This is a genomic window from Streptomyces wedmorensis, assembly GCF_000716445.1.
Lineage (GTDB): Bacteria > Actinomycetota > Actinomycetes > Streptomycetales > Streptomycetaceae > Streptomyces > Streptomyces wedmorensis.
Genome location: NZ_JNWK01000064.1, coordinates 1 through 26943 on the forward strand (window position 1 = coordinate 1; position 26943 = coordinate 26943).

The 26943-nt window shown below is 71.9% G+C and carries 23 protein-coding genes, 3 pseudogenes and 1 riboswitch; of the genes and pseudogenes, 10 read left to right on the top strand and 16 right to left on the bottom strand.

What is annotated here, in order from left to right; translation table 11 throughout:
* Positions 1–970: 970 nt before the first annotated feature.
* Positions 971–1180, top strand: a complete 210-nt coding sequence (locus OO54_RS34555) for a hypothetical protein (RefSeq protein ID WP_033210510.1) — start codon at positions 971–973, stop codon at positions 1178–1180.
* 52 nt (positions 1181–1232) lie between these two features.
* On the opposite strand, the gene OO54_RS42665 is transcribed toward OO54_RS34555, so the two are convergent.
* From OO54_RS42665 to OO54_RS48885, 4 genes and pseudogenes are all read right to left on the bottom strand, one after another.
* The gene (locus OO54_RS42665; RefSeq protein WP_157856554.1) at positions 1233–1607 is read right to left on the bottom strand and encodes a hypothetical protein; all 375 of its coding nucleotides are present in this window, start codon (positions 1605–1607) and stop codon (positions 1233–1235) included.
* A gap of 19 nt (positions 1608–1626) precedes the next feature.
* On the bottom strand, positions 1627–2958 hold the full coding sequence (locus OO54_RS34565) for a hypothetical protein (RefSeq protein WP_033210515.1): 1332 nt from the start codon (positions 2956–2958) through the stop codon (positions 1627–1629).
* 821 nt (positions 2959–3779) lie between these two features.
* A complete protein-coding gene (locus OO54_RS34570; RefSeq protein ID WP_078905500.1) occupies positions 3780–5507 on the bottom strand; it encodes a recombinase family protein in 1728 nt (575 codons plus the stop codon).
* A gap of 44 nt (positions 5508–5551) precedes the next feature.
* Positions 5552–5626 (bottom strand): annotated as a pseudogene (locus tag OO54_RS48885) (SCO4848 family membrane protein); the annotation flags it as partial.
* Positions 5627–5855: 229 nt separating this feature from the next.
* Between OO54_RS48885 and OO54_RS48890 the strand changes: the two are divergent.
* Positions 5856–6578, top strand: a pseudogene (locus OO54_RS48890) (D-alanyl-D-alanine carboxypeptidase family protein); the annotation flags it as partial.
* 337 nt (positions 6579–6915) lie between these two features.
* On the opposite strand, the gene OO54_RS34580 reads toward OO54_RS48890, so the two are convergent.
* Positions 6916–7947 (bottom strand): YihY/virulence factor BrkB family protein, encoded by a 1032-nt coding sequence (locus tag OO54_RS34580; RefSeq protein ID WP_051787527.1) that lies wholly within the window; start codon positions 7945–7947, stop codon positions 6916–6918.
* A gap of 208 nt (positions 7948–8155) precedes the next feature.
* Here OO54_RS34580 and dprE2 point away from each other — a divergent pair, with 208 nt between their 5' ends.
* Positions 8156–8911, top strand: coding sequence for a decaprenylphospho-beta-D-erythro-pentofuranosid-2-ulose 2-reductase (gene dprE2, locus OO54_RS34585; protein WP_033210517.1), 756 nt, complete (start codon positions 8156–8158; stop codon positions 8909–8911).
* Positions 8912–8936: 25 nt separating this feature from the next.
* On the opposite strand, the gene OO54_RS34590 is transcribed toward dprE2, so the two are convergent.
* Both OO54_RS34590 and trpS read right to left on the bottom strand, forming a co-directional pair.
* Positions 8937–9533: a 2'-5' RNA ligase family protein gene (locus OO54_RS34590; RefSeq protein ID WP_033210518.1), complete on the bottom strand. Its 597-nt coding sequence runs from the start codon at positions 9531–9533 to the stop codon at positions 8937–8939.
* 91 nt (positions 9534–9624) lie between these two features.
* Positions 9625–10638 (bottom strand): tryptophan--tRNA ligase, encoded by a 1014-nt coding sequence (trpS, locus tag OO54_RS34595; protein WP_033210520.1) that lies wholly within the window; start codon positions 10636–10638, stop codon positions 9625–9627.
* 56 nt (positions 10639–10694) lie between these two features.
* Here trpS and OO54_RS34600 point away from each other — a divergent pair, with 56 nt between their 5' ends.
* The gene (locus tag OO54_RS34600) at positions 10695–11294 is read left to right on the top strand and encodes an RNA polymerase sigma factor (RefSeq protein ID WP_033210602.1); all 600 of its coding nucleotides are present in this window, start codon (positions 10695–10697) and stop codon (positions 11292–11294) included.
* Positions 11287–12087 carry a hypothetical protein gene (locus OO54_RS34605; protein WP_033210523.1) on the top strand — a complete coding sequence of 267 codons (801 nt, stop codon included), beginning with the start codon at positions 11287–11289 and terminating at the stop codon, positions 12085–12087. The genes OO54_RS34600 and OO54_RS34605 overlap by 8 nt, the downstream gene beginning before the upstream one ends.
* 105 nt (positions 12088–12192) lie before the next feature.
* Here OO54_RS34605 and OO54_RS34610 read toward each other — a convergent pair whose 3' ends face one another.
* Positions 12193–13461, bottom strand: a complete 1269-nt coding sequence (locus OO54_RS34610; RefSeq protein WP_033210526.1) for a serine hydroxymethyltransferase — start codon at positions 13459–13461, stop codon at positions 12193–12195.
* Between the two features lie 71 nt (positions 13462–13532).
* A riboswitch (ZMP/ZTP riboswitch) is annotated at positions 13533–13623 on the bottom strand.
* A gap of 116 nt (positions 13624–13739) precedes the next feature.
* Between OO54_RS34610 and rocD the strand changes: the two genes are divergently transcribed.
* Positions 13740–14945: an ornithine--oxo-acid transaminase gene (gene rocD, locus OO54_RS34615; RefSeq protein WP_033210527.1), complete on the top strand. Its 1206-nt coding sequence runs from the start codon at positions 13740–13742 to the stop codon at positions 14943–14945.
* A 112-nt stretch (positions 14946–15057) separates the two neighbouring features.
* Positions 15058–15753 (top strand): polysaccharide deacetylase family protein, encoded by a 696-nt coding sequence (locus OO54_RS34620; RefSeq protein WP_033210530.1) that lies wholly within the window; start codon positions 15058–15060, stop codon positions 15751–15753.
* A gap of 24 nt (positions 15754–15777) precedes the next feature.
* On the opposite strand, the gene OO54_RS34625 is transcribed toward OO54_RS34620, so the two are convergent.
* Positions 15778–16962, bottom strand: coding sequence for a glutathionylspermidine synthase family protein (locus tag OO54_RS34625; protein ID WP_033210533.1), 1185 nt, complete (start codon positions 16960–16962; stop codon positions 15778–15780).
* A gap of 14 nt (positions 16963–16976) precedes the next feature.
* Complete coding sequence (locus OO54_RS34630; RefSeq protein ID WP_033210536.1) at positions 16977–17273, bottom strand: hypothetical protein; 297 nt, start codon at positions 17271–17273, stop codon at positions 16977–16979.
* 115 nt (positions 17274–17388) lie between these two features.
* Here OO54_RS34630 and OO54_RS34635 point away from each other — a divergent pair.
* A pseudogene (locus tag OO54_RS34635) lies at positions 17389–18207 on the top strand (hypothetical protein); the annotation flags it as partial.
* 204 nt (positions 18208–18411) lie between these two features.
* Here the strand turns inward: OO54_RS34635 and pdxR are convergent.
* Positions 18412–19866 (bottom strand): MocR-like pyridoxine biosynthesis transcription factor PdxR, encoded by a 1455-nt coding sequence (gene pdxR / locus OO54_RS34640; RefSeq protein ID WP_033210541.1) that lies wholly within the window; start codon positions 19864–19866, stop codon positions 18412–18414.
* A 47-nt stretch (positions 19867–19913) separates the two neighbouring features.
* Here pdxR and OO54_RS34645 point away from each other — a divergent pair, with 47 nt between their 5' ends.
* Positions 19914–20432, top strand: coding sequence for a carboxymuconolactone decarboxylase family protein (locus OO54_RS34645; RefSeq protein WP_033210543.1), 519 nt, complete (start codon positions 19914–19916; stop codon positions 20430–20432).
* On the top strand, positions 20429–21181 hold the full coding sequence (locus OO54_RS34650; protein ID WP_033210546.1) for an isocitrate lyase/PEP mutase family protein: 753 nt from the start codon (positions 20429–20431) through the stop codon (positions 21179–21181). Before OO54_RS34645 ends, OO54_RS34650 begins: the two co-directional genes overlap by 4 nt.
* A 107-nt stretch (positions 21182–21288) precedes the next feature.
* On the opposite strand, the gene OO54_RS34655 is transcribed toward OO54_RS34650, so the two are convergent.
* The 5 genes from OO54_RS34655 to OO54_RS34675 form a co-directional block, all read right to left on the bottom strand.
* Positions 21289–22233 (bottom strand): chromosomal replication initiator protein DnaA, encoded by a 945-nt coding sequence (locus OO54_RS34655; RefSeq protein WP_033210549.1) that lies wholly within the window; start codon positions 22231–22233, stop codon positions 21289–21291.
* Position 22234: 1 nt separating this feature from the next.
* Entirely contained in the window at positions 22235–22615 is a 381-nt protein-coding gene (locus OO54_RS34660) for a hypothetical protein (protein ID WP_033210552.1), read from the bottom strand.
* Positions 22608–24353 (bottom strand): hypothetical protein, encoded by a 1746-nt coding sequence (locus OO54_RS34665; RefSeq protein ID WP_234439574.1) that lies wholly within the window; start codon positions 24351–24353, stop codon positions 22608–22610. Before OO54_RS34665 ends, OO54_RS34660 begins: the two co-directional genes overlap by 8 nt.
* A 182-nt stretch (positions 24354–24535) precedes the next feature.
* Positions 24536–25525 (bottom strand): malate dehydrogenase, encoded by a 990-nt coding sequence (locus OO54_RS34670; RefSeq protein ID WP_033210555.1) that lies wholly within the window; start codon positions 25523–25525, stop codon positions 24536–24538.
* Between the two features lie 246 nt (positions 25526–25771).
* Positions 25772–26782: a helix-turn-helix domain-containing protein gene (locus tag OO54_RS34675; protein ID WP_033210558.1), complete on the bottom strand. Its 1011-nt coding sequence runs from the start codon at positions 26780–26782 to the stop codon at positions 25772–25774.
* Positions 26783–26943 lie beyond the last annotated feature (161 nt).

Here is a 26943-nt window from a genome sequence, read left to right on the forward strand (position 1 = left end):
TCACCCCACCGACCGCCCTGACGGCCCTCCGAGCCCGAGTGGCCGCCCAAAGCAGCACCCCCGACATTAAGATCAAAGTGACAGGTTAATGATCGGCAGACTCTTAGTGCGGGGCTTGTTGGGCGGCGCATCTCGGTTTCGACTACACGTGCGTGTGGTCGGGCCGAGTGCGCCTTGCCCACGGTCCGACCACCCAAGAAGGGTGAAGGACCAGATGGAAACTTACGGCTGGATCGCGGGCGCTGCGGCTGTTCTCGGCGCGCTCTTTACGATCTTCAAGCGTCTTCCCGCGCTCCTGCGCGAGGCTCGGAAGACGGTACGCGCCTGGTACGACCTCAGGGCTGAGGTCGAGCGCGGTCGCCTTCGAGCGAGCGCCCCTAAGGCGCCAGTCGGCTGACGAGGCCTGAGACATCCGCAAGAACGGGCGGGGCGTTGCCATGTCGGCGCCCCGTCATTGCGATGTACCGGCCGGTCACACTTTCAAGCCTCTCACCTGCGAGTTTAATGACGTCAGCCACGCTGACGAGTCACGCTTTAGGGGCAGGGTCGACCCTCAGCGCCCCCTAGGAGGGGCTGTGTAGGCGTCTCCCGCCCTAGTGCCAGGCGCGTCCGCGCAGGCTCGCTCAGATCCCCCAGACCCGTACATACAGAGAGGACCAGCACCTGTACGGTCTGGACGTCTGCCCGGTGGGGGTCACCCCCCTGCTACCTGTAGCCCCTGCGCCGCCGAACAATGGTTACTTGCCGGGCAGTTGGCCGTGCAGTAACTTATTGGTCGCGTGTACCGGCTGGAAGCCTACACACGTGCCTACCCCTTCCCGAATCCGAAAAGGACGAACTGATCGTATTTGGCCTCGCCGTGACGGCGTAGGCCCAGGAGCTGCCTTGTCGGCTCCTAGCTGGAGACCACACCAACAGGTGAGGCATGTCTCCATGCAGTACGCGTCAGTGACACTCGGGAGGAAACAGCGTGACGTCCAGCGGCACCACCACTATCTGTGCGCACCCGGTTCGCGACATCATCATCGTGATGCTCGTCGGTGCGGTGGTCGGCCTTCTTTCCTTTATCATCGTCACCGAACTTGGTGGCACCGTTCTTGACGGCCTCACCAAGGCGGGGACCGCGTGCCTCGCGGTTACAGGTGCGGGCCTTATCGTGCTCCAGTACCTCAAGCGTTAACGCCTTCGGGAGGGGCGGCCCCAAGGGTTGCCCCTCCGAGGTGCGGAGCCCCTCAGCGCTCCATGCTGTAGCCGCTCTCAGCGAACGGGTTGCCGTTTCCGGTCGGCACCGGCTTCTTCTCGGGCCGCCTGCCGTCCTCGTCGAGCCCGTGACGATCGCGGTAGAGGGCGGCGCCAGCGCTGACGCTTCCTCGTCCTCCGCTGCCGACGTCCGGGCCACGGTTGCCACCGGAACGAGGAGCGGGGGGCGCCTGGTTGGCACCGAATGCTGTCGCGAGGGCCTGCGCGTCGGCTGCCAGCTCCTCATCGCTGGTTCCGCGGAGTCGCTCGCTCTGCTCGGGCGTAAGGCCTGCGGCGAGGCCGGCGCGAAGCTTGGCCAGCTCCAGCACTGCGGGGTGTGGCTGCTCTGGGTTCGGCTCGGGTTCCATTTCAGGACCTCTCTTCCAGTCAGCGCCAGACGGGCGGCGCGGGGTCGCCCGGGGTGGCGTTGGGGGTGGGGTTCTTCGGGGTGGGACCGCTGAAGTCGATTTGCGGCGTCCGGGAGTGCGGGTAGACGTCGGCAGCCTTCGGCGTCGGAATAACAGTCTCGATGGGCGACATGTCCCGTACCGGACCGTGGTCGTCGTAGACGATGGGCGCCGGCGTCGCGAGCTCAACCTCTTCCGCCAGCTCCTCGAACGACTCCGGTACGTAGGCCGCGCCGCTCTCAGCAAGCCAGAGCACCGAAGCGACGGAGTACCCCTTGGACCGCGCGGCGTCTCGCACGAACTCCGGCACGTCATCGGCTCGGGCTCCTCGTACTTCGCCGTGGCCGGCTGATCGCCAACGCGTCGCAAGGTTGCGCTGTTCGTTGCTGCCAGGCAGCTCGTGACGTCGTAGCTTCGGCGTCAGCAACGCCCATTGCGCCGCACGCACGTTGGTGACGGCAGAGACGCACCCCTGAAGGCGCCCCCATGCCTCCACGGCGTCGCCTCCGGCCTTGATAGCGTCGTCCGCGCTCCGCGCTCCACCGAGCTTCCCGGAGGCTGCGAGAGCGTCGCTGAGAACGCTGGCCAGCCGCCCCGCAAGGTGCGCGAGTGCGTCAGGGGCGAAGGCCTCGAATGCATCGTTGGCGCACGTCTCCGTGAACTCGACGGCACTCCTCAGCGCGAGTCGCTCCGCCTCCCACGGCATCCCATCCGCGAAGGCCGCCGACGCTCGCTCGCCGACGTCGGATGTCCATCGGCCGGTTGCGGCGAAGGTCTGGACTGCCTCGTCGATCACGCGGTCTCGTGCAGACTGCGGCTCGTCGCCTGCGCGATGCCGACTCGCAGGGCGACGCTGCACGAACTCCTCAGCGCACCTCAGGCACGCGCCGCGCCAGACCTTGAAGGATCCCTCTACGGTGACGTGTCCGCCGTCTACACCCCAGGAGGCTCCTTCGGGCGCCTGTGCCTGACGTTCGGCGAAGGTCTCCGCGATCGACGGGTCTACTCGGACCGTCACCTCACTGACGACGGGCGGGACGACGTCGACTCTGCGTCCCGAAGGCCGGTACCGCTTCGGCCGGTCCTCCTCGTCGAGCCCCGCATCCTCCCAGTCCTCAAAATTCCGAGCGTCGAACTCCTCGTCGGACAGCTCGTCGAGCGGGTCGTGTCCGCTGAGCCCCCGCCATGGCATGCGCCCGGGAGACACGTAGGCGCCGCCCGCCTCCATCTCCAGCGCCAGGTAATCCAGTCCCTCAGCCTCGTACCCACGGCTTGCCCGGCGGCGCACGGGGGCTCCAGTTTCGTCGTACACAGTGTTCCTCGCTTCGTCGCGGAGCGACGCCCTACACGTCGCTCAGAGAGTGATTGCGGGTTGGTAGCGCTGAGACGCGCCAACCCCCTACCTAAGTGATTGGGGGGTAGCGCGCGTTTGTGACGCGGACCCTGCTAAATGAGTTACGTGGGGGTAGCGCGCCGATGTTTGGGTGACGCCGGCCGCACACGCTGCGGGACGTCCGACGCTGCCCCCACCTCGCCCCCCCCCTGCGTCGCGCTACGTCAGGTCGGCCGCCGGGGCCGAACCGAGGTCCAAGTGGCGAACTAACTGGTATTTCCCTTTTCTCTAAGACGAGTCAAGGGAAAAATAGAACTAGGGGCCAGATTTGCCACTCTGACCAAACCCGCAGGTCAGACGCTATGCGGCCCGATCGGAATTCGGCACGGTCTGACTCCGCCGGAGGACGAGGACGCTGCTCGACGTCGCCAGGGACGCCGACGACCCGCCTCCACGGACTGAAGAGACGGGTCTGCCGAGGGCGGGACGTTACGCAGTGTTACTCAGTCGCGTGGGTCAGGCAGGAGTCACAGACGCTCGTAGTCCACTCGTCGTCGATGCGTCGCGGCTGCGCGGTCTCCGCGGTATCGATGACGATCTCTGGAAGGACTTCGACAGGGCCGTCCAGGCGTCGGGGAGCGACCGCTCCGCAGCCCTCCGCACGTATATGGAGTGGTTCACGGCGCGCCCTGGCGCCGAGCTGCCTAAACGTCCGCCGGCTGGCGCATGGTCGACACAGTCAGACTCCTGAACACACGAAGGGCCCGCACACGTCGTGCGGGCCCTCATCGTTTCGGCGGTCAGTCCTCGTCGGTCTCGTCGTCTACGGGGAGCGGGCGCCAGTGCAGGGTTACGCGGTCCTCCACGGCGATGTACTTCTGTGTCTCAGGGTCGCGTCCCCTGCCCACGGACACCCCGGAAAGGAACAAGTCCAGGAACGCGCGCTTCTCGAAGATGTCCCATGCGGCCCACGGGCTCTCCTTGCCGATGGGGTCCTCGCCGGGCTCCGTCCACTCTGCGGGGATCCGGACCGTTGCCGACGTCTCTTCCTCCAGCTCCGCCAGCCGCGCAACACACTGATCTTCGTATGCCCGGTACTGCTCCATCGTTGCGCGCCACGTGCCGAGCTCATCCCGTCCTCGGTACAGCCCCCGCCGCCGGTCCTCTTGGAGTTCAGCGATGGACGTCCTGACGTGGTCGAGGTGGAGTTCCGTTTCCCGGCGCTCTTCCTGAGCGCTGGATAGATCCTTCCGACGTGCGAAGCGCTTGGCTGCGGCCTCTACCCACGCCATGTCTTCCTCGTCCTCCATGTCGGCATTTTCAAGGCGCGCCCACACTCGCCGCGCGACGAAGTCGTCTAGCTCGCCACGCTTGATGCTGAGCCCTCCGTGCCCCTTTGGGTTGGCGCACATGTAGGAGCCATCGCCGTTCCCCGGAGTCTGCCCGAGCGCTCCGCCACAGACTTCACACTTCGAGAAACGCCACCCGCTAAGGAGCGTGGGCGACGTGTCTCCGCCGGACTTACGAGCGGGCTGAGTTCGCGCTTTCCGCTTCTCTTGGAGCTCCAGCCAAACCCGCCCCGCGATGATCCCCTTGTGCGGCGCTAGTGGCTTGCCGACGAGATTGCGCGCCACCACATTCTCGTAGGCCTTCCCGCGCTTGACGCGCTCGCTCGCAAAGCCTCCGATTGCAGGGTGCGAGAGGATCCACCCAACAGTCTGGGCGCGCCACTGAATGGGGCTCTCCTTGTCGGACACGCGTCGGCGCTTGATGGCCTCAACTCGCTTTGGAGTAGCGCGGCGCTCAGCCTCACCAGGCGCCGGGATCCCCTCTTCCGCGAAGGTAGTGGCGATCTTGTTGTCTGAGACACCGTCAGTCGACATCGTGACCATTCGCTTCACAAGGTCTACGTGTGTGGGGTTGTCCTCGTCAGGCTCCAGAACGGAGACAACTAGATTCCCGATCTTCTCGCGAACGGCTCGCATGCCGAACGGTGCCGACGAGGAGTGCCGCCCACCGACGGCCCTGATCTCATCCTTTGCCCCCCGAAGGCGCTCCGCCTTGATGTCACTGTCCTGCTTCGCTAGGGCGGCGATCAGGGCGAAGACGGCCACGCCGATGGGGTTGGACGTGTCTAGGAACGGCTCCAGCACAGAGACGAAGCGGACCCCGTACTTCTTGAACTCCTTGTCGATCTCCAACGCGTCATGCGCGCCCTTACGAGTCAGCCGGGACAACTCGTTGACGATCACCACGTCAATCTCGCCCGCGCGCACGGCGTCCATGAGCGCTTCGAACTCCGGGCGGACCGCGTTCGGATCCCAACCGGATCGACCGACGTCCTTGAAGGTGTGAACCACCTCCCACCCTCGGCTAGCGGCAAGCATTTGACCGGCTGCCAGTTGCGCCTCTGGCGACGCCTCCGACGAGTCGGGCCGCGCCTTCGACTGGCGGGCGTACACGCCCGCCCTGACTGTGTCCAGCTTCTCGGCCCCCACGGCCGAAACGAAGGGAGTCAAGCCACTCACCTGCACTTTCCCGTTCCAGGAGGTCTAACAGTTACTTACGCATGGAAGGTGATCCAGATGAACCAGCTCCACACCCCGAAGGCGAGCAGGAACCAGGAGACGCGGCGGCTGAGCTTCATGGCCCCAGTATCACCGTCCGCCTCCCCGTCCCCGCGTCCGGGTGGACGAGCCCGGACGAACCGCCCCGCGGGGTTCGGATCCCTGTTCCGTACCTGTACGTTCTCGACCGTGTCTGCTTCGAAGAGGACCGCCTGCGCGGTCACTGCTGCCGTGCTCCTGCCCCTCGTCACCGGCGCGCCCCCCGCCTGGGCGGACGAGAAGGACAAGCAGCCCAAGCCTCCCGCCGTCATGTCGAAGCTCGGCGGTCCACTGCTCGGGCAGCCAGGCACGCAGGTGAAGCTCGGCCCCGGCGCCCCGGTGCTGCCGAAGGAGCTGTCCGGGCGCTCCTGGATCGTCGCGGACGCGGAGACCGGCGCGGTCCTCGCCGCGCACAACGCGCACTGGCCGCTCGCCCCGGCGTCCACCCTGAAGATGCTGTTCGCGGACACCCTGCTGCCGAAGTTCCCCAGGACGCAGAACCACCTGGTCACCAGCCAGGACCTGGCCGGGATAGGGGAGGGCTCCAGCCTGGTCGGCATCAAGGAGAAGCAGACCTACAGCGTCCACGACCTGTGGCTCGGCGTCTTCCTCCGTTCCGGCAACGACGCCGTCCGCGTCCTGACGAGCATGAACAACGGGCTCGACCGGACCGTGACGGACATGAACGAGCGCGCGGCCGAGCTCCAGGCGCTCGACACCCACGTGGTCTCCCCGGACGGCTACGACGCCCCGAACCAGCTCTCCTCCGCGTACGACCTGACACTCATCGCCCGCAGCGGCATGCAGAAGCCGGACTTCCGCGAGTACGCCGCCACGCCCCGCGCCGCGTTCCCCGGCGAGGCCAAGCCGGGCAAGAAGCGCGAGACCTTCGAGATCCAGAACACCAACCGGCTCCTCACCGGCGACCTCGGCGTCGCGCCGTACCAGGGCATCGCCGGGGTCAAGAACGGCAACACCACGCACGCGGGTGCCACCTTCACGGGGGTCGCCGAGCGGAACGGCAAGGTGCTGCTGGTCACCGTCATGAACCCGTCCTCGAAGGAGCAGCACGCGGTCTACCGGGAGACGGCCCGGCTGCTCGACTGGGGCTTCGCCGCGTCCGGGAAGGTGACCCCGGTGGGCGAGCTGGTGCCGCCCCGGTCGGCCCGTACCGAGTCGGCCGCCCCGGACGACGGTACGGCTCCGGCGCCCGCGCCCGGCAAGAACGCTCCGGCGGAGGCCGCGGCCTCCGGCCGGTCCGGCGGCGTCGGGATCGCGCTCGCCGTGGCGGGCGGGGTGCTCCTGCTCCTGGCCGCCGCGGTCTTCCTCGTCAACCGCCGCTGGCCGCTGGCCGCGTCGGCGGCTCTCCGTCGTCGCTCCCCGTCCCAGGACGACCCGGCGACCGGGGAGCCTCAGGAGGGCGAGGAGGCTCAGAAGTCCGAGAAGCCCGGGGAGACTCAGGAGTCCGGGAAGCCTCAGGAGACTCAGGAGTCGGAGAAGCCTCAGGAGTCCGGGGAGAAGACCCCGTAGCCGTCCAGGCCGCGCAGAACAGCAGGAGTTTCGCGGTGAAGTTGATCCACAGGAGCAGGGCGACCGGGACGCCGAACGCGCCGTACATCGACTTCGCCGCGACCCCCTTCATGTAGCCGCCGAGCAGCAGCTTGAGCAGCTCGAAGCCGACCGCGCCCATGAGCGCCGCCACCACCAGGCGGCGCCGGGGCGGCTCCACGCCGGGCAGCAGGGTCAGGACGTACAGCAGGATCAGGAAGTCGGCGACGACGGCGACGAGGACGGCCGCCGCCTGGAGGAAGAAGCCGCCCGCCCCGTCGCCGGAGATGCCGATCCGGTCGGCGCTCCAGCCGACGGCGGTGGAGCCGAGCCAGGACGCGGCCAGCGAGGCGAGGGCCACGCCGCCGAGCCCGACCAGGATGAGCGCGTCCTTGCCCTTGAGCAGGATCGGGTTGCCCTCGATGTCGTCGAGCCCCCACACCGCGCGCAGGCACTCCCGCATCGCGCCGATCCAGCTGATGCCGGTGAGCAGCAGGATGGCGCCGGCGACGAGCCCGACGGTGCCCGCGTTGGCGACGAGCCCGCCGATGTCGAGCTGGTCGGAGATGCCGGGCACCTGGTCGCCGACCTTCTCCTCGATCCGGTCGAGCTGGTCGTCGGTGAGGAGCGCGGCGCCGATCGCGGCGGCGACGGTGATCAGCGGGAAGAGCGCGAGGAAGGAGAGGAAGGTGATCGCGGCGGCGAGCCGGGTCCAGTGCGCCGCGTCCAGGGTCTCGTAGGAGCGCCAGGCGTGGGTCCGCATGAGACGGGTGACCACGGGGCCGATGACGGGGAGCTTGGTGAGCCAGTCCATGTCGTACGCGTGCCCCTTGATCCGTGAGTTGACCGGAGTACGAGAATCCCTCTCCGGGTCGCGCAGACCCGTGACCGACATCCCGGAGCAATACCGACATATGCGACAGGGGCGGCTATACGGTCACCCCCATGGCTGTCACGACCGGCCCCGGGCCTGTCCTCAGCCGGACCCGTCCCGTCGTCCCGTCCTCCGAGGAGCACCCACCATGAAGGACGCCTCCGGCCTCCCGCAGTCCCTGCTCGTCCTCGGCGGCACCTCCGAGATCGGGCTCGCCACCGCCCGACGGCTGATCGCGCGCCGCACCCGCACGGTCTGGCTGGCCGGCCGCCCCTCCCCCGCCCTGACGGCCGCCGCGGACTCGCTGCGCCGGCTCGGGGCCGAGGTGCACACCGTGCCGTTCGACGCGCTCGACACCGCGTCGCACGAGGAACGGCTCGGCAAGGTCTTCACCGAGGGCGACATCGACGTGGTGCTGCTCGCCTTCGGCGTCCTCGGCGACCAGGCGAGCGACGAGTCCGACCCGGTCGCCGCCGTCCGGGTCGCCCAGACCAACTACACGGGCGCCGTCTCGTCGGGCCTGGTCTGCGCGGGCGCGCTCCAGGCGCAGGGGCACGGCTCGCTCGTGGTGCTCTCCTCGGTGGCCGGCGAGCGGGCCCGCCGCGCCGACTTCATCTACGGCTCGTCGAAGGCGGGGCTCGACGCGTTCGCCCAGGGCCTCGGCGACGCGCTGTACGGGACCGGCGCGCGCGTCATGGTCGTACGCCCCGGGTTCGTGCGCTCCAGGATGACCGCCGGGCGCGCCCCGGCGCCGCTCGCGACGACCCCGGAAGCGGTCGCGAGCGCGATCGAACTGGGGCTGCGGCGGCGCTCGGAGACGGTGTGGGTGCCGGGGGCACTGCGGATGGTGATGGCGGCCGTACGGCACGCGCCGAGGCCCCTCTTCCGGCTTCTGCCGGTGTGAGGGGCCTCTCAGGGTGTCGTGCCGGTCAGCCCGCGGGCGTGACGGTCGGCGCGTCGACCGGGCTGCCGCCCTGCGACGGGACGGCGGGGATCGTCCGGCCGCTGCCGAACTGGTAGTCGCACAGCTTGCGCCACACCCCGTCCGGGCCCTGCTCGTACAGGGCGAAGGAGCGGCAGGTCCAGGCCGCCTCGTACCCGGCGAGCTCCTCGAACGCCCGGTCCATCCCCTCCTCGGAGATGCCGTGCGCCACGGTGACGTGCGGGTGGTACGGGAACTGGAGCTCCCGCACCAGCGGCCCTGCCTCGTCCCGGATCCGGTGCTGGAGCCGGTTGCAGAGGGAGACGCCCTCCTCGACCTTCACGAAGACGACCGGCGACAGCGGCCGGAAGGTCCCGGTGCCCTTCAGGCGCACCGGGAAGGGCTGGTGCTCGGCGGCGACGCCCGCCAGGTGCGCCTCGATCGCCGGCAGCCGCTCCTCGGCCACCTCGGTCGGCGGGACGAGGGTGACGTGCGTGGGAATGCCGTACGCGGCAGGGTCCCCGAAGCCGGCGCGCCGCTCCTGGAGCAGGCTGCCGTAGGGCTCCGGGACCGCGATCGAAACGCCGAGCGTTACGGTCCCCACGTCGTTCTCCTCCGTCGTCGGTCGATTTGTGTGCAGTGGTGCAGCCGCCAGTGTGCGGCCTGCACCGCCCTTGTGGCCAGGGTCCTTGGACTCAGTGCTTGGCGGGCAGGAAGCCCATCCGGTCGTACGTCTGCGCCAGCGTCTCCGCCGCGACCGCCCGGGCCTTCTCCGCTCCCTTGGCCAGGACCGAGTCCAGCGTCTCCGGGTCGTCCAGGTATTCCTGGGTGCGGGCCCGGAACGGCGTGACGAAGTCCACCATGACCTCGGCCAGATCCGTCTTCAGCGCGCCGTACATCTTGCCCTCGTAGCTCTTCTCCAGGTCCGCGACGGACGTGGCGGTGAGCGTGGACATGATCGTGAGCAGGTTGGAGACGCCGGCCTTGTTCTCCGGGTCGAAGCGGATCACGGTGTCGGTGTCGGTGACGGCGCTCTTGACCTTCTTGGCGGTGACCTTCGGGTCGTCCAGGAGGTTGATCAGGCCCTTCGGCGAGGACGCCGACTTGCTCATCTTGATCGTCGGGTCCTGGAGGTCGAAGATCTTCGCCGTCTCCTTGAGGATGTACGGCTTCGGGATCGTGAACGTCTCGCCGAAGCGGCCGTTGAAGCGCTCCGCGAGGTCGCGGGTCAGCTCGATGTGCTGGCGCTGGTCCTCGCCGACCGGGACCTCGTTGGCCTGGTAGAGCAGGATGTCCGCGACCTGGAGGATCGGGTACGTGAAGAGGCCGACGGTGGCGCGGTCGGCGCCCTGCTTGGCGGACTTGTCCTTGAACTGGGTCATGCGGGAGGCCTCGCCGAAGCCGGTGAGGCAGTTCATGACCCAGCCGAGCTGCGCGTGCTCGGGGACGTGGCTCTGGACGAAGAGGGTGCAGCGCTCCGGGTCGAGGCCGGCCGCGAGCAGTTGGGCGGCGGCGAGCCTGGTGTTCGCGCGGAGCTCGGCGGGGTCCTGCGGAACCGTGATGGCGTGCAGGTCGACGACCATGTAGAAGGCGTCGTGGGACTCCTGGAGGGCGACCCACTGGCGGACGGCGCCGAGGTAGTTGCCGAGGTGGAACGAGCCTGCCGTGGGCTGGATTCCGGAGAGCACGCGGGGACTGTCAGAGGCCATGCGAATCATTCTCTCAGGTGTGGGAACCGATCCCCGTCGACCGGTGTATCAAGAGTGTGAGGACGCGGGAGGGGGGCCTGGTCGACGACGAGGCCGTGGTGATCGCACGGGTGCGCGCCGGAGAGCCGGAGGCGTACGCGGAGCTGGTCCGCGCGCACACGGCGGTGGCGCTGAGGGCGGCGGTGGCGTGCGGCGCGGGTCCGGACGCCGAGGACGTGGTGCAGCAGGCGTTCTTCAAGGCGTACCGGACGCTGGGGCGTTTCAGGGAGGGCTCGGCGTTCCGGCCGTGGCTGCTGCGGATCGTCGCCAATGAGACCAGGAACACAGTGCGGTCGGCGGGTCGGCGGCGCGCCGTCCACGACCGGGAGGCGGATCTGCTGGGGGCCGCCGAGCCGCTGATACCGGAGTCGGCGGACCCGGCGGTCGCGGCCGAGGCGCGGGAGCGGAGCCGGCGGCTGTGGGAGGCCCTGGACGGTCTCGCCGAGGACCACCGGCTGGTGGTGATCCACCGCTATCTCCTGGAGCTGGACGAGACGGAGACGGCGCTGGCCCTCGGCTGGCCGAGGGGGACGGTGAAGTCCCGGCTGAGCCGGGCGCTGAAGAAGCTGGGACGGGTGCTGGAGGAAGGCCTGGAAGGAGGTGGGGAGCATGGCTGACGAGGGTCTGCCGGACGAGCTGCGGGAGCTGGGGCGGCGGCTGCGGGTGCCGGACGTCGACGGGGAGTCGATGGCCGAGCGGGTGCTCGCGCAGCTCCTCGCCGAGCGGGTGCCCACTCCGGAGCCGGAGCCGCGGCCGGGCCGGCGGTGGTGGTGGGCGCGGGCCCGGGCGTGGGCGGGCGAGCGGTGGCGGGTCCTGCTGGCGGGTCTGACCGGCGTGCTGGTCGTGCTGGTGCTGACGCCCCCGGTGCGGGCGACGGTGGCGGACTGGTTCGGCTTCGGCGGGGTCGCCGTGCGGTACGACCCGGACGGCCACCGCGTCGCGTCCGGCGGCGTGGTGCCGGGGTGCCCCGATCCGGTGTCCACGGCTCGGGCGGCGCGGCTGGCGGGCTTCGAGCCGCTGATACCGGACCTGCTCGGTCCGCCGGACGCCGTCGTGGTGACGGGGTCGGCCGAGCGGGGGCGGGCGGTGATCAGCCTGTGCTGGCGCGACGGGGAGCGGACCGTCCGGCTCGACGAGTTCCCCGCGCGGCTCGACATCGGCTTCGCCAAGCAGGTCACCACGCCGCCGCGCTGGGTCGACCTCCCCGACGGCGCGCACGGCTACTGGTTCGCCACCCCGCACCTGCTGACCTTCCCCATGACGGACGGCACGGGCGCGGCCTGGACCCACCGGGTCCGCACGGCGGGCCCCACGCTCCTCTGGGCGACGAACGGGGGCCCGCTCACCTTCCGCCTGGAAGGCATACCGGACCCGGAGCGGGCCCGCCGCACGGCGGAGTCCGTCGGCTGAACGACCGGGTCGGGCCGCGGCGGGGCGGATCGCGGCGGGGCGGATCGCGGCGGCGGGATCGCGGCGGCCGAGGCCGGCTCGGGCGGGCCGAGCCGGCCGTGGGGGTCAGGTCGGGAGGCCCGGGGCCGGATGGGCGGTCATGAGGTCGGCGACCTCGGCGCGGATGGCGCGGAGGGCGTCCTCGTCGCCCGTGCCGGCGGCGGCGACACCGCGGTCGATCCACTCGGCGACCTGGGCCATGTGTTCCGTGCCGAGGCCGCGGGAGGTGAGGGACGGGGTGCCGATGCGGATGCCGGACGGGTCGAAGGGCTTCCGGGAGTCGTAGGGGACGGTGTTGTAGTTGACGACGATGCCGGCCCGGTCGAGGGCCTTCGCGGCGATCTTGCCCGGGACCTGCTTGGGGGTGAGGTCCATCAGGATCAGGTGGTTGTCGGTGCCGCCGGAGACCAGGTCGAAGCCGCGCGCGAGGAGCGCCTCGGCGAGGGCCTTGGCGTTGGCGACGACGGCGTGGGCGTATGCCCGGAAGGAGGGCTGGGACGCCTCGTGCAGGGCGACGGCGATGGCGGCGGTGGTCTGGTTGTGGGGGCCGCCCTGGAGGCCCGGGAAGACGGCCTTGTCGAGGGCCTTGGCGTGCTCCTCGCGGGACATGAGCATGGCGCCGCGCGGGCCGCGGAGGGTCTTGTGGGTGGTCGTGGAGATGACGTCCACGTGCCCGACCGGGGACGGGTGCGCACCGCCCGCGATGAGGCCGGCGATGTGGGCGACGTCGGCGACGAGCACGGCGCCGGCCTCGCGGGCGATCTCGCCGAAGGCGGCGAAGTCGATGGTGCGGGGCAGCGCGGTGCCGCCGCAGAAGATGACCTTGGGGCGCTCCTTGAGGGCCAGTTCGCGGACCTCGTCGAAGTCGATGAGACCGGTGTCGTGGCGTACGCCGTACTGGACGCCGCGGAACCACTTGCCGGTGGCGGAGACGCCCCAGCCGTGGGTGAGGTGGCCGCCCATCGGCAGGGCCATGCCCATGACGGTGTCGCCGGGCTCGGCGAAGGCGAGGTAGACGGCGAGGTTGGCCGGGGAGCCGGAGTAGGGCTGGACGTTGGCGTGGTCGACGCCGAAGAGGGACTTGGCGCGTTCGACGGCGAGGGTCTCGACCTGGTCGATGTTCTGCTGGCCCTCGTAGTAGCGGCGGCCGGGGTAGCCCTCGCTGTACTTGTTCTGGAGGACGGTGCCGGAGGCTTCGAGCACGGCGGCGGAGACGTAGTTCTCGCTGGGGATGAGGCGCAGGGTCTCGCTCTGGAGCCGTTCCTCGGCGCCGACCAGGGCGGCGAGTTCGGGGTCGGCCGCGGCGAGTGCGGGGTGCTGCTGCGGGCTGGTCATGGTGGTGTCCTCCGGGCGTGGGCGGGTCCCGGGGCACTGCGTGAGGCGCGGCGCCACGCGGGACTTCGGTCCCGTGACGCCCAGGCGGGCGGCGCCTCGTGTGGTCTGCCGCGCACGGCTCCCCCGGGGTCCCTTCCCCGTACGCCAGTCGCCGTGCGTGTTTCCAGACTAGCGGGCGCGCCGTCGCCGAGGTTTCCCCGTCCGGCATCCGAGCGACGATATGAAAGGGGCCACAGCCCCCTGGGTCACCCCCGAGCCGCAGGACGAACGGAGATCCCGTGTCGAGGACAGAAGACGCGATCGCTGCCGCGGACGCGCACAGCGCGCACAACTACCACCCCCTTCCGGTCGTCGTCGCCTCGGCGGACGGGGCCTGGATGACGGACGTCGAGGGCCGCCGCTACCTCGACATGCTCGCCGGGTATTCGGCGCTCAACTTCGGGCACGGCAACCGGCGTCTGATCGACGCCGCGAAGGCGCAGCTGGAGCGGGTGACGCTGACGTCCCGGGCCTTCCACCACGACCGCTTCGCCGAGTTCTGCACGCGGCTCGCGGAGCTGTGCGGCAAGGAGGCGGTGCTGCCGATGAACACGGGGGCGGAGGCCGTCGAGACGGCGGTGAAGACCGCCCGGAAGTGGGGGTACGAGGTGAAGGGCGTGCCGGACGGGCACGCGAAGATCGTGGTCGCGGGGAACAACTTCCACGGCCGGACGACGACGATCGTCAGCTTCTCCACGGACCACGAGGCGCGGGACCACTTCGGTCCGTACACGCCGGGGTTCGAGATCGTGCCGTACGGGGACCTGACGGCCCTGGAGGCGGCCGTCACGGAGAACACGGTGGCGGTGCTGCTCGAACCGATCCAGGGCGAGGCGGGTGTCCTGGTGCCACCGGCCGGCTATCTGGCGGGGGTGCGGGAGCTGACGCGCCGGCGGAACGTGCTGTTCATGGCGGACGAGATCCAGTCGGGCCTGGGCCGGACGGGCCGGACGTTCGCGTGCGAGCACGAGGACGTGGTCCCCGACGTGTACATCCTGGGGAAGGCGCTGGGCGGTGGCGTGGTGCCGGTGTCGGCGGTGGTCGCCGACACCGATGTGCTCGGGGTGTTCCGGCCGGGTGAGCACGGGTCGACGTTCGGCGGGAACCCGCTGGCCTGCGCGGTGGCCCTGGAGGTGATCGCGATGCTGCGGACGGGCGAGTACCAGGAGCGGGCGGCGGAGCTGGGCGAGCACCTCCACGGCGAGCTGGGACTGCTCGTCGGCGGCGGGGCGGTGGAGGCGGTTCGCGGGCGCGGTCTGTGGGCGGGGGTGGACATCGCGCCGTCCCGGGGCACGGGCCGGGAGATCTCGGAGAAGCTGATGGCGCGCGGGGTCCTGGTGAAGGACACGCACGGTTCGACGATCCGGATCGCGCCGCCGCTGGTGATCTCGAAGGAGGACCTGGACTGGGGTCTGGAGCAGTTGAGGGCCGTGTTGTCGGACTGACGGCGTCCGTTTCGGGGCGGGCGGGCGGCGCGTCCGGGAGGCCGGGCGGAGGTGCCCCTCGGGGCAACTCGGGCCATTGACACGACAGTTGGTCTAGGCCAATGATGCGGCCATGCCGAGACTCCGTCTGCGTCACGCCGTGCGTGCCGCGCTCGCCGCCCTCGTCCCGCTCGCGCTGCTCGGCGCGGTCACGGGACCCGCGCAGGCCGCCCCGGAGGCGGCCTGGCCCGAGCCCGTCCCGGTGGTCTCCCACGTCGAGACCACCGACCCGGTCGTCTTCATCACCCTGGACGACGGCTGGTACCACGACCCGGCGGCGGCGAAGCTGCTGCTCGACCGCCGGGTACCCGCCTCGCTCTTCCTGCTCCCCGGCGCGTACTCGTACGACTCCGGCTACTTCCGCACCCTGCTCGACCAGGGCCGCTCCCGCGTCGAGAACCACACCGTCGACCACCCGGACCTGACCGCGCTCGACGCCGCCGGCCAGCGGGCGCAGGTCTGCGGGGCCCGCGACCGCCATCTCGCGCAGTTCGGCGACGGGCCGCGGCTGCTCCGGCCGCCGTACGGCACGTACGACGAGACGACCCGGACGACGGCCCGGGCGTGCGGGGCGAAGGCCGTCGTGACCTGGACCCACGACCTCACCACCTGGGGCGGGTGGACCCCGCCGGCGCCGCGGCTCAAGGCCGGCGACATCATCCTGCTGCACTTCAACGAGACGGTGGCACAGGACCTGAAGCGGGCCCTGGACCTGGCCGACGCGGCCGGCCTCAAGCCCGCGCCGCTCCGGGAGTACGTCCCCGAGTAGGCCTCGGAGGGTCACGCGGGGGCCTCAGAGGATCACGTGCGGGAGGAAGCGGGCGTACTCGTCGGTGACGAGCCCCGCCGACTCCCGTATCCCGAGCCCCGCCGCCTCGTCCTCGACGACCCACGCGCCGAGCACCACCCGGTTGCCGTCGAAGTCGGGCAGCGGGGCCAGCTCCTGGTAGCAGCAGGCCTCCCCGTCCCGTACGAAGGGCGCCGTGCCGGCCTCGTGCAGGGTGACGCCCGCCCCCTCGCGGCCGAGGAGCGGCTTGGCGACCCAGCCGGTGGTCCCGGCGAGTTCGCGCGGCCCGTCGAGGTAGGCGGGGAGCAGGTTGGGGTGGCCCGGGTTCAGCTCCCAGAGGATCGCGAGCAGCGCCTTGTTGGAGAGCAGCATCTTCCAGGCGGGTTCGATCCAGCAGGTGGTGCCGGTCCCGCCGCCGTTGTCGAGGGTGTCGAGGACGTGCCGGCCGAAGCGGTCGGTGGTCAGCCACTCCCACGGGTAGAGCTTGAAGCAGCTGCGGATGAAGCGCAGCCGGTCGTCCACGAAGCGGCGCGAGAGCCGGTCCCAGCCGATCCGTTCGACGGAGAGCGCCTCGGTGTCGAGGCCGGCCTGCTGGGCGGTCTCGCGCAGGTACGCGACCGTCATCAGGTCCTCGCCGAGCTCGTCCCCGTCCGAGTGGGCGAAGTGGACGGGGCCCGGCGGCAGCAGGTGCGCCTGCCGCTTCCAGGCGTCGACGAGCCGCTCGTGGAGCGAGTTCCACTGGTCGGCGCCGGGGAACCGTTCCTCCATCCAGAACCACTGCGGGCTCGCGGCCTCCACGAGCGAGGTGGGGGTGTCGGCGTTGTACTCCAGCATCCTGGCCGGCCCCGTACCGTCGTAGCGCAGGTCGAACCGTCCGTAGAGGGAAGGGAGTTCGGCACGCCTGTGCCACGACTCGGCGACCAGGCCCGCCAGCTTCGGATCGGTGATGCCGAGCTCGGCGAACCGGTTCCGCTCGACGATGTGCGCGGCCGCCGCGAGGCACATCGCGTGCAGCTCCTCGACGACCTCCTCCAGCGCCTCGACCTCGGGCAGCGAGAAGGAGTAGTACGCGCTCTCGTCCCAGTACGGGCGCAGCGTGCCGTCCGGGTAGCGGGTCAGGGGGTAGACGAGCCCCTGCTCCTCGACCGTCCGCTGCCAGCCGGGCCGGGGCTCGATGGTGTGACGTTCCACGGTGCCGTGCCGCCTCAGCCGCCGCCGGTGCCGGAGCAGCCGAAGCCGCCGGTGTCCACGGCGGTCTTGTCGAAGCTGCCGCCGCTCACCTTCCTGTCACGGACGGAACCGCCGTAGTAGTACGAGCCGCGGGTCGTACTGCCGTTGTCGTCGTCGCTCCCGCCGCCGCTCTCGCACCGGTAGCTGGGCAGCTCCTCGCGGCTCAGCGGGTCCACGCACCGCCGGTCCGGCTCCGAACCGCACGCGGTTATCGTCGCCGCGAGCACACCCATTCCGCCGAGCACCACCGTGCTCGACCTGAGCTTGCGCATGTCCGTAGCCCTCCCCTTCGCGATCGCGTCCGTCGCGGTCACGACCCTCGCGACCGCACAGTGTAGGCCGGTACTTTCCGGCCTCACCCCCTAGAGTCATTTCGTGCTTCTCGGGATGATTTGTGCGCTGGCCTCGTCCGTCTGCTTCGGTGCGGCCTCGGTGTTCCAGGCGGTGGCGGCGCGGGCCGCGGAGCCGGGAACGGGCGGTGGTGTCGACGTCGCGCTGATGTGGCGGGCCCTGCGGCAGTGGCGCTACCTCGCCGGTCTCGGCCTGGACGGCCTCGGGTTCGCCCTGCAGATCGTCGCGCTGCGGACGCTGCCCATCTACGTGGTGGGCGCGGCCCTCGCCGCGAGCCTGGCGGTGACGGCGGTCATCGCCTCGCGGGTGCTGCGGGTGCGGCTGAAGCGGGTGGAGTGGGCGGCCGTGGGCGTGGTCTGCGCGGGGCTCGCCATGCTGGCGCTCGCCTCCGGCGAGGAGGGCCACAAGGACGGCTCGGAAGCCCTGCGCTGGGCGCTGCTCGCGATCTCGTTCGGGGTGCTGCTGCTCGGCGTGGTGGCGGGCCGGCTGCCGCAGCGGTCCCGTGCGCTCGTGCTCGGCCTCGGGGCGGGTTTCGGCTTCGGCGTGGTCGAGGTGGCGGTCCGGCTCATCGACGGCATCGATCTCACCGACCCCGTCTGGTACGCGCTCCTGGTCGGCGGCGGCGCCGCGTTCATGCTGCTCACCTCCGCCTTCCAGCGCGGTTCGGTCACCACGGCGACCGCCGGCGCCGTGCTCGGCGAGACCATCGGCCCCGCCATCGTCGGCGTCGTCTGGCTCGGCGACAGCACCCGCGAGGGCCTCGGCTGGCTCGCCGTCACCGGTTTCGCCATCGCCGTCGCCGGATCGCTCACCCTGGCCCGCTTCGGCGAACCGCCCGCGGTGCCGGCGGCGGCCACGGGCGCGGACGCCGGTGCGGAACCCGCGGCGGACCCCGGTGTGGAAGCGGGGCGGATTCCGGGCCGTCCCCCCGGCGCGGGCCTCGCCGGGAAGGACGGGGCGCCCGCCGACCCGGGCCGGGGTGCGACGAAGGGCCCCGGCCCGGACCCCGCACCGGAGCGGAACCCGGGCACGCCCTGACGCGGACGCGCCGCGGGCCGGTCAGGGCAGGACCCGGCACAGGGCCCGGAGCGCGCCCTGCCAGCCGCTGTCCGGGGGCGTGGCGTAGCCGACGACGAGGCCGTCGAGGGTGGCGGGCACGCCGGGGCGGCGGAACTGGTCGACCCCCTGGACGGCGAGACCGTGCCAGGCGGCGGCGCGGAGCGCCTCCTGTTCGGTGCCGGGCGGGAGGGCGAGGACCGCGTGGAGGCCGGCCGCGATCCCGCTGACCCGGGTCGCGGGCGAGTGGGCGGCCACCGCCGCCACCAGCTGGTCGCGGCGCCGCCGGTAGCGCAGCCGGCTCGCCCGTACGTGCCGGTCGTACGCCCCCGAGCCGAGGAACTCCGCGAAGGCCAGCTGGTCCGGCGCGCTCGACACCCAGTCCGCGGCCCCCTTCGCGGCCACCACCTCCCCCATCAGTTCCTCGGGCACCACCATCCAGCCGAGGCGGAGGCCGGGCGCGAGGGACTTGCTCGCGGTGCCCAGGTAGACGACCCGCTCGGGGTCCAGGCCCTGGAGCGCGCCCACGGGCTGCCGGTCGTACCGGAACTCCCCGTCGTAGTCGTCCTCCAGGACGAAGCCGCCCGAGGCGCGCGCCCAGTCGACGACCGCCGCCCGCCGGTCCGGCGGCAGCGCGCCGCCCAGCGGGAACTGGTGGGCGGCCGTCATGAGGACGGCGCCGGCGCCCCCGAACTCCCCCGCCGCCAACTCCTCGACCCGGGTGCCCCGTTCGTCGAACGGCAACGGCGGGAGGCCGAGCCCGGCGCGGTCGAGGAGGTTCGTGTGGACGTCCAGGCCGTACGACTCGACGGCGACGCCCCGCACCCCGCGGCCCCGCAGCACCTCGCCCATCAGCATCAGGCCGTGCACGAACCCCGCGCAGACCATGATCCGTTCGGGCCGGACGCGCACGCCCCGCGCGCGGGAGAGGTACTCGGCCAGCGCCGTGCGCAGTTCGATACGGCCGCGTGGATCGCCGTACCCGAAGGCGTCGTTGGGGGCTGCGGTGAGCGCCCGCCGGTACGCCTTGAGCCATTCGGCGCGCGGGAAGGAGGCGAGGTCGGGGCTGCCCGCCTTCAGGTCGTGCGCCGGGGTGCCGGGCCGCCGGGCGCCCGCCGACGGGGCGGCCCGAGGCGTGCGCGGCCCGGGACGGAGCGGGGCGCCGGGGGCCGGGGGCGGTGTCCGGCGCGGGGCGGCGCGCCGCGCGACGCGGGTGCCGGAGCCCTGTCGGGCCGTGAGCCAGCCCTCGGCGACCAGCTCCGCGTAGGCGTCGGCGACGGTGTTGCGGGCCATGCCGAGGTCGGCGGCGAGCGACCGGGAGGACGGCAGCCGGGTGCCCGCCTCCAGGCGCCCGCTGCGCACGGCCTCCCGCAGGGCCTCCATGAGACCCTCGCGCAGCCGCGGCCCGCGCAGCTCCAGATGCAGGTCGGATCCGAAAGTGGCCCGCTCGTTCGCCATGGAAATGGACCATACCCGTGTGCCACAGCGCTCGTACGGTGATCCGTATGACGACCACGACCAGCACCTCGCACACGACGGCCGCCTCCGGGGCCACCGCCCACGAGCACGCCCCCCGCCTCGCCCTGGCCGAGCTGCTCCCCGACTTCTACCGGGCGATGGTCCGGCTGGAGACGGCGGCCGCGAAGGACGTCGACCCGACCCTGTACCACCTGATCAAGCTCCGGGCCTCGCAGGTCAACCGCTGCGCGTTCTGCATCGACATGCACGCCAAGGACGCGCTGGCGGAGGGCGAGACCATCGAGCGGATCGTGCAGCTCTCCGCCTGGGAGGAGTCCCGGCACTTCTACACCGAGCGGGAGCTCGCGGCCCTCGCGCTGACCGAGGCCGTCACCGTCCTCACCGACGGCTTCGTGCCCGACGAGGTGTACGCACGGGCCGCCGCGCACTTCGACGAGACCGAGCTCGCCCGGGTCATCGCCGCGATCACCACGATCAACGCCTGGAACCGGATCGGTGTCACCACCCGGATGACGCCCGGCCACTACACCCCGCGCTCCGCGTGAGCGGGGACCCGAAGGCCGCGGCCCTGCACGCCCTCCACCAGGGGCGGGCCGCGGACGATCCGCTGGTGCTGCCCGGGCCCTGGGACGTGGCCGGCGCCCGCGTCTTCGAGGCGGCCGGGTTCCCGGCGCTCGCCACCCCGAGCGCCGGGGTCGCCGCCTCCCTCGGGTACGAGGACGGGGCGACGCCGGCGGCCGAGATGTTCGCCGCCGTGACCCGGATCGCCCGGGCGGTCTCCGTGCCCGTCACCGCCGACCTGGAAGGCGGCTACGGGCTTCCGGCGGCCGAACTGGTGGAGCGCGTACGGGAGGCGGGCGCCGTCGGCGTCAACCTGGAGGACACCGGACCGGACCGCGCGCTCAGGGACCCGGAGGCCCATGCGGAGTGGCTGGCGGAGGTGCGGGCCGCGGCGGGCCCGGACCTCTTCGTCAACGCGCGCGTGGACGTGTACATCCGCGGGGTCCCCGAACCGGCGGAGGCGGCGGTGGCCCGCTCCCTGCTCTACGCGGCGGCGGGCGCGGACTGCGTCTACCCGATCGCGGCCCCGGCCGCGGACCTCCCGGTCCTGCGTGCCGCCCTCGGTGACCTCCCGCTCAACGTCCTGGCCGTCCCCGGCGGCCCGTCCTTCGCCGAACTCGGCCGCCTGGGCGCGACCCGGATCACCTTCGGCGACGGCCTGCTCCTGCGGTCGCTCGACGACCTGGCCTCCCTCGCGGCGAGGCTCCGCGACGGGGGGACGCCCGGAGCCTGAGCGTCCCGGCACCCGGGCACCCCGGACACCCCGCCGTCGTGACGGCGGGCGTCGTGACGGCGGGCGTCGTGACGGCGGGGCGTCGTGACGGCGGGGCGTCCGGCCGGTCAGTACGCGCCCGGGCGGAAGAACTCCAGGGCCACGCCGAGGACCTCGCGCTGCTTCGGCCAGTCGGACTCCGGACCGGCGGCCAGGATCGCGTAGTGGTTGCCGTCCGCGGCCGTGAAGGCGCGGTCGACGACCTTGCGGCGGCCGCCCTCGCGGTCGTAGGCGTACACCAGCTCGGCCGCGTCGGCCGGGGCGCCCGGCTCGCCGGTGACCCGCCCGAGGCTGATCTCCGTGTACCCGGGCTTGTTGGCGCGGCCGTCCTCGGAGGCGCCGCGCAGGGCGTCGTACGGCGTCATGCCCGCCTCCCGGACCACGAAGACCTGGATCAGGCTCCGGCCGTCCGGCGCGTTGAAGAAGACGCCCTGGTCGGACTCGGTGCGGTCCCAGCCGTCGGGGACGGCGATCGTGAAGCCCTTGAGGTCCTGCTGCGCGCTGTAGCCGGGCGGGGGCACGTCGTCCATCGGGGTGGACGTGTCCGACGGCGACGGCGAGTCCGACGGGGTGCCGGTCGTGGGGTCGGCGGTGGGATCGCCGGTCTCCGGCGGCGCCGAGACGGAGACCGCGGGGCCGCCCGCCGCCGGGTCCTCGGCGTCGTCCCGGCCCCAGACCAGCCAGCCGCCCACGGAACCCGCGGCCAGCACGGCCACGGCCACCCCGGCCGCGAGCGCGGCCCGCGGACGCGGCCGGTCCGCCCCGGTGCCGCCGGACACGGGGTGGTGCCAGCCGCCCGTCTCGGGGACGTACTCCGGTTGCCCCGGCCCGTACCCCGACGTGCCGGGGTACGGGTCGTACTCCGGCGCGTGGTCCGGGGGCGGCGGAGGGGGTACGACGGGGCCGTGCTCGTCCCCGCTCCGAGCGGCACCCTGGCCGGCAGGTCCGGCCGGTGCCACCCGCTCCCAGCTCTGGGTCTCGTCGTTCCAGCGGGCGCCCCCGTGACCGCTCATCTCACCCTCCGAGCAGGGTGCCGACGGCCTGGCCGACGGCGACGCCCGAGGCGAGGATCCCGGTCACCGCACCGGCGTCGGTGAGGGCCTGGCGCAGGCGGCGCAGGCGGCCGGCGTCGGCGCGGCCGTGGCCCTCGATCTCGTCGGCCGTGTCGGACAGTTCCTCGTCCAGGGCCGCCGTCTGGTCGGTCGCGACGACGCCCCGCAGGTCGGCCCGGAGCTTGAGGACGGCCTGGAGCAGCTGCTCCTGCCGGGGGTCGCGGGCCGGCTGGGTGCCGTTCACCGTGCTGGTGACGGTGTTGTTGTCGCCGATGGTGACGTTGCCGCTGGTGTTGGTGACGTGAATGCCGCCGCGGTCGCGGGAGTTGTCGTTGTCAGCCACGGTCGCCTCCGGTCTTCGAAGTGGTGAAGGTCTTGTTGGTCACGGTGTTGTTGTTGCCGAGGGTGACGTTCCCCTTGGTGTTCTCGATGAACGTCCCGCCCTCGGCGACGTGCACGATCTTCTGCTCGAACTCGGCCGTCTCGTATCCGGCTTGACGGAGCGCGACCGTCACGCCGTTCGCGACCCGGTCCTGGATGCTCTTCAGGTACCGGCTGACGTCCATCTCCTGGAACAGGGAGGCCTCGTCGTCGGAGCCGAGCTCGCGGACCGAGACCAGCGGACCCTCGGGCAGCGCGTTGGCGTTGCCCGCGGTGAGCACCCGCCACACGTGGCCGAGCCCCCGCCAGAGCGTGGCCACGGCCTGCCCGCCGGAACGCGGGACCTCGCCCAGCGCCCAGACGGCCCTGCCGAAGTGGTGGTTGTGCAGGAAGCGGTGGGCGTTCCGGTCGGCGTACCGGTAGAGCGGCTTCACCGGCCGCAGCACGTGCGGGGCGACCTCCAGCATCAGCATGCCGCCCTGCGTGTGGACGCGGACGAAGACGGTCGTGACGATCTCCTCGCCCCAGCCGCCGACCCTGATCCGGAGGAAGTGGCGGCGGGTCTCGCCGCCCTCCTCGATCGCGCCCGAACGGTGCGCCTCGAAGCCCTCCGGGGTGTACGGCGCCGCCGTGCGGTCCGGCAGCCCGTCGACCGGCAGGAACACGACCTCGTCGATCTCCAGTTCGCGCAGCCGGTCCCGGACGGCGGCCTGGATCTGCGGCGACCCGTGCGGGGACGGCGTGCGCAGCGCCTCCACCAGCGGGACGACGTGACGCATGATGGCGCTGTTGTCGAGCGGTTCGGGCGCCTTGCCGTCGAGGTTCTTGCGGGGGCGCAGCTCGACGGAGAGCGACCAGGGTTCGTACGGCTCGCCGGCCCCGCAGAACGGGCGGTCCGCGTCGTACAGGACGAGCCGCGCGTGCTGTTCGACGCGGATCCGGTCGCGCAGGCGGCGCGACCGGGCGCCCTCGGCCTGCTCGGCCGGGTCGGAGCGCTGGTCGGGGAAGCGCTCGCGGGAGAGCTCCCGGGTCAGCGCGCGGGCGAACTGGCCGCGCTGGGTGGCCACCGCCCAGGCCACGAGCAGCGGCACGGCGACGGTGATCCACGCCTCCAGCTTGCCGACGCCCCACAGCTCCTGGGCGGCCAGGCCGACCATGAAGCCCAGGACGCCGTCCGGGTCGAGCAGCTCCTCCAGGAGGTCCCCGCCGGACTCGTCGTCGCCGGAGACGAGGACGAAGAGGAGGAGTGCGGACTGGAGCAACGTGAGCCGCCCGTACCAGCGCAGGACGAACGCGGGGACGAGCCGGTAGACCGGGGCGGTGGCCGAACGGCCGCGGATCCAGCGGGCCAGGCCGAGGATGAGGAAGGGCGCGATCAGGAGGCTGACCAGGCCCTTGGTGAGCGGGATCGCGATGATCCAGAGGGCGACGATCCCGGCGGCCCAGCCGAGTTCGACGCGGCGCGCGCGCAGCGCGTGGGCGAGGACGCGGCTCGCGTCGTAGCCGAGGGACGGGGCGGCGAAGCGCTCCTCGTGGACGTACAGCTGGTCGATGACCGCGTCACGGAACCCGTCGTCGAGGTACGTGCCGGCGCAGAGCAGCCGGGTCGCCTCGCTGGTGGCGGGTAAGCGGCGCGGGTCGGCGACCGGCGGCGCGCTCGGCGGCCGACTGGGCTGCTGGGGCACGAAAGATTGCGACAAGTCTCCCCCGATTGTATGGAACCGTCCGTGTTTTCGGCCGAGTTGGCCGGGACCGGTGGGACAGCATAAGGGAGGTCGCAGTTCCGCGTCGGCGCGAAAAACGGTGCCCCCGGGCCGCACGGTCGGTCGTGCGGCCCGGGGGCACCGAGCACTTGGAGCGTGGGCCCGGGTCGGGCCGGGGCTCAGATCAGGCCGAGCTCGCGAACGGCGTCGCGCTCCTCGGAGAGCTCGCGCACGGAGGCGTCGATGCGGGTGCGGGAGAAGTCGTTGATCTCCAGGTCCTGGACGATCTCGTACTTGCCGTCCTTGCAGGTGACGGGGAAGGAGGAGATCAGGCCCTCCGGGACGCCGTAGGAGCCGTCGGACGGGACGCCCATGGAGGTCCAGTCGCCCTCGGCGGTGCCGTTGACCCACGTGTACACGTGGTCGATGGCGGCGTTCGCGGCGGAGGCGGCGGAGGACGCGCCACGGGCGTCGATGATCGCGGCGCCGCGCTTGGCGACGGTCGGGATGAAGTCGTCGGCCAGCCACGCCTCGTCGTTGACGATCTCGGCGGCGTTCTTGCCGGCGATCTGCGCCTGGAAGATGTCCGGGTACTGGGTCGCGGAGTGGTTGCCCCAGATGGTGAGGCGCTTGATGTCCGTGACCGAGGAGCCGGTCTTCTTGGCCAGCTGCGTCAGCGCGCGGTTGTGGTCCAGGCGGGTCATCGCGGTGAAGCGCTCGGCCGGGACGCCCTTGGCGGCCGACTGGGCGATCAGGGCGTTGGTGTTGGCCGGGTTGCCGACGACGAGGATCTTGACGTCGTCCGCGGCGTGGGCGGCGATGGCCTCGCCCTGCGGCTTGAAGATGCCGCCGTTGGCGGCGAGCAGGTCGCCGCGCTCCATGCCCGGGCCACGCGGGCGGGCGCCCACGAGCAGACCGATGTTGGCGCCCTCGAAGCCCTTGTTCGGGTCGTCGAAGATGTCGATGCCCTTGAGCAGCGGGAACGCGCAGTCGTCGAGCTCCATGGCGGTGCCCTCGGCGGCCTTCACGCCCTGCGGGATCTCGAGGAGGCGCAGCTTGACCGGCACGTCCGCGCCGAGCAGGTGGCCGGAGGCGATGCGGAAGAGCAGCGCGTAGCCGATCTGGCCGGCCGCGCCGGTGACGGTGACATTCACGGGAGTGCGGGTCATGGCGATCTCCGTAAGACAGCTGGCGGTGGGGGTCCCTGCCCCTGGTGCTGGACGTCCCTTCCTTGATCGACGATCGACGATCGATCGCTGTGATCGATCGGTGTCTCGACGTGAAGAGAATTCCAGCGGTCAGGCTATCCGACCCGAGGCCCCGCGAACCCCCACCCCCTTGTGGTCCGGCTCACTGCCACCCGTCCGGTAGCCCCTCCGGGCCTCTGTCCGGGGCCCGTTCGGGTCCTTCCGCCGTCACGGGTTCACGGTGCATCCGACACGCCCGTCCACGAGCGTGCCGCACGCGCGCGCGTCCGCCGCGGACGTGACGGCGAGCATCGGCGTGTACGCGTCGGTGTCGGCACCCTCGGGCAGCACGACGCGCTCGACCGCGCCCGCCGCCTCCACCGTGACGGCGTCCCCCGGCGCCGCGCCGGTGATCCGCGCCCATACGGCGGCGCAGGTCCCGCTGTGCCGGACCTCCACCAGCGCGGCGCCGACGCGGACCCGCGCGACCGTCTCGGCCAGCGGCCCGCCACAGCCCATGGCCTCGGGGTCCTGCCCCGTGCAGTCGGCTCCCGCGCACTCCACGCCCGCCGGCAGGCTGGTGCGCGGCGCCGCGCTCGGGGTCGCCGTGACCGGCGGGGCGGCCGTCGGCCCGTCCGCGCCGCCCGCGCCGCCGAGGTCCACCAGCAGCAGCGCGGCCGTGACGACGAGCAGCGCGCCGATGATCCCGGCCGCGTAGAGGAGCACGACGGAGCGACGGGAGCGGGGCGCGGAGGAGGCGGGGGGAGGTGCGGGGACCTGGGCCGGGGCCGGGGCGCCGCCGGGGGCGGGTACGCGGTCGAGGCGGCGGATCTGCAGGGTGCGGTCGCCACCGGCGCCGGTCTCGGAGCCGGCCTCGAAGCCGGAGCCGGTCTCGGAGTCGGAGCCGGAGCCGGTCTCGGAGTCGGAGTCGGCCTCGGCGTCAGGGAGGGCGGGAAGCGGCGGTCGTCCCGTCCGCGACCACGCGTGTTCGGCGCGTTCCCAGTCGGCGGCGAGGCTGCCCGCGTCGCCGCCGGTGAGTTCGGCGAGGGTGACGACGGCACCCCTGGGCACGGGCAGACGGGCGCTCAGGTACGTGTCCCAGGCGGACCGTTCGTGTCCGGTGCGTTCGGCGACGGCCGCGACGCCGAGGCCGCTGCGGTCGACGAGGCGGCGGAGCCGCTCCGTGAACGCGCGGATGTCCGGGTCGAGTTCGTCCGGAAGCGCCTTCCAGCGAGGCATGTGCGATCCCCCTTGTCCCCTGCCTCCCCGAAGGATGGCAGGTCCGGGGGTGCTCCGTACCCGGATGCGCGGCCGAGGTACCGGAATGGTCACTTCCGTGCCACAGCGCGCCGACGGATCTTGAATCCCCGTTGGCACGTACATGACCCTTGATCGCGGCG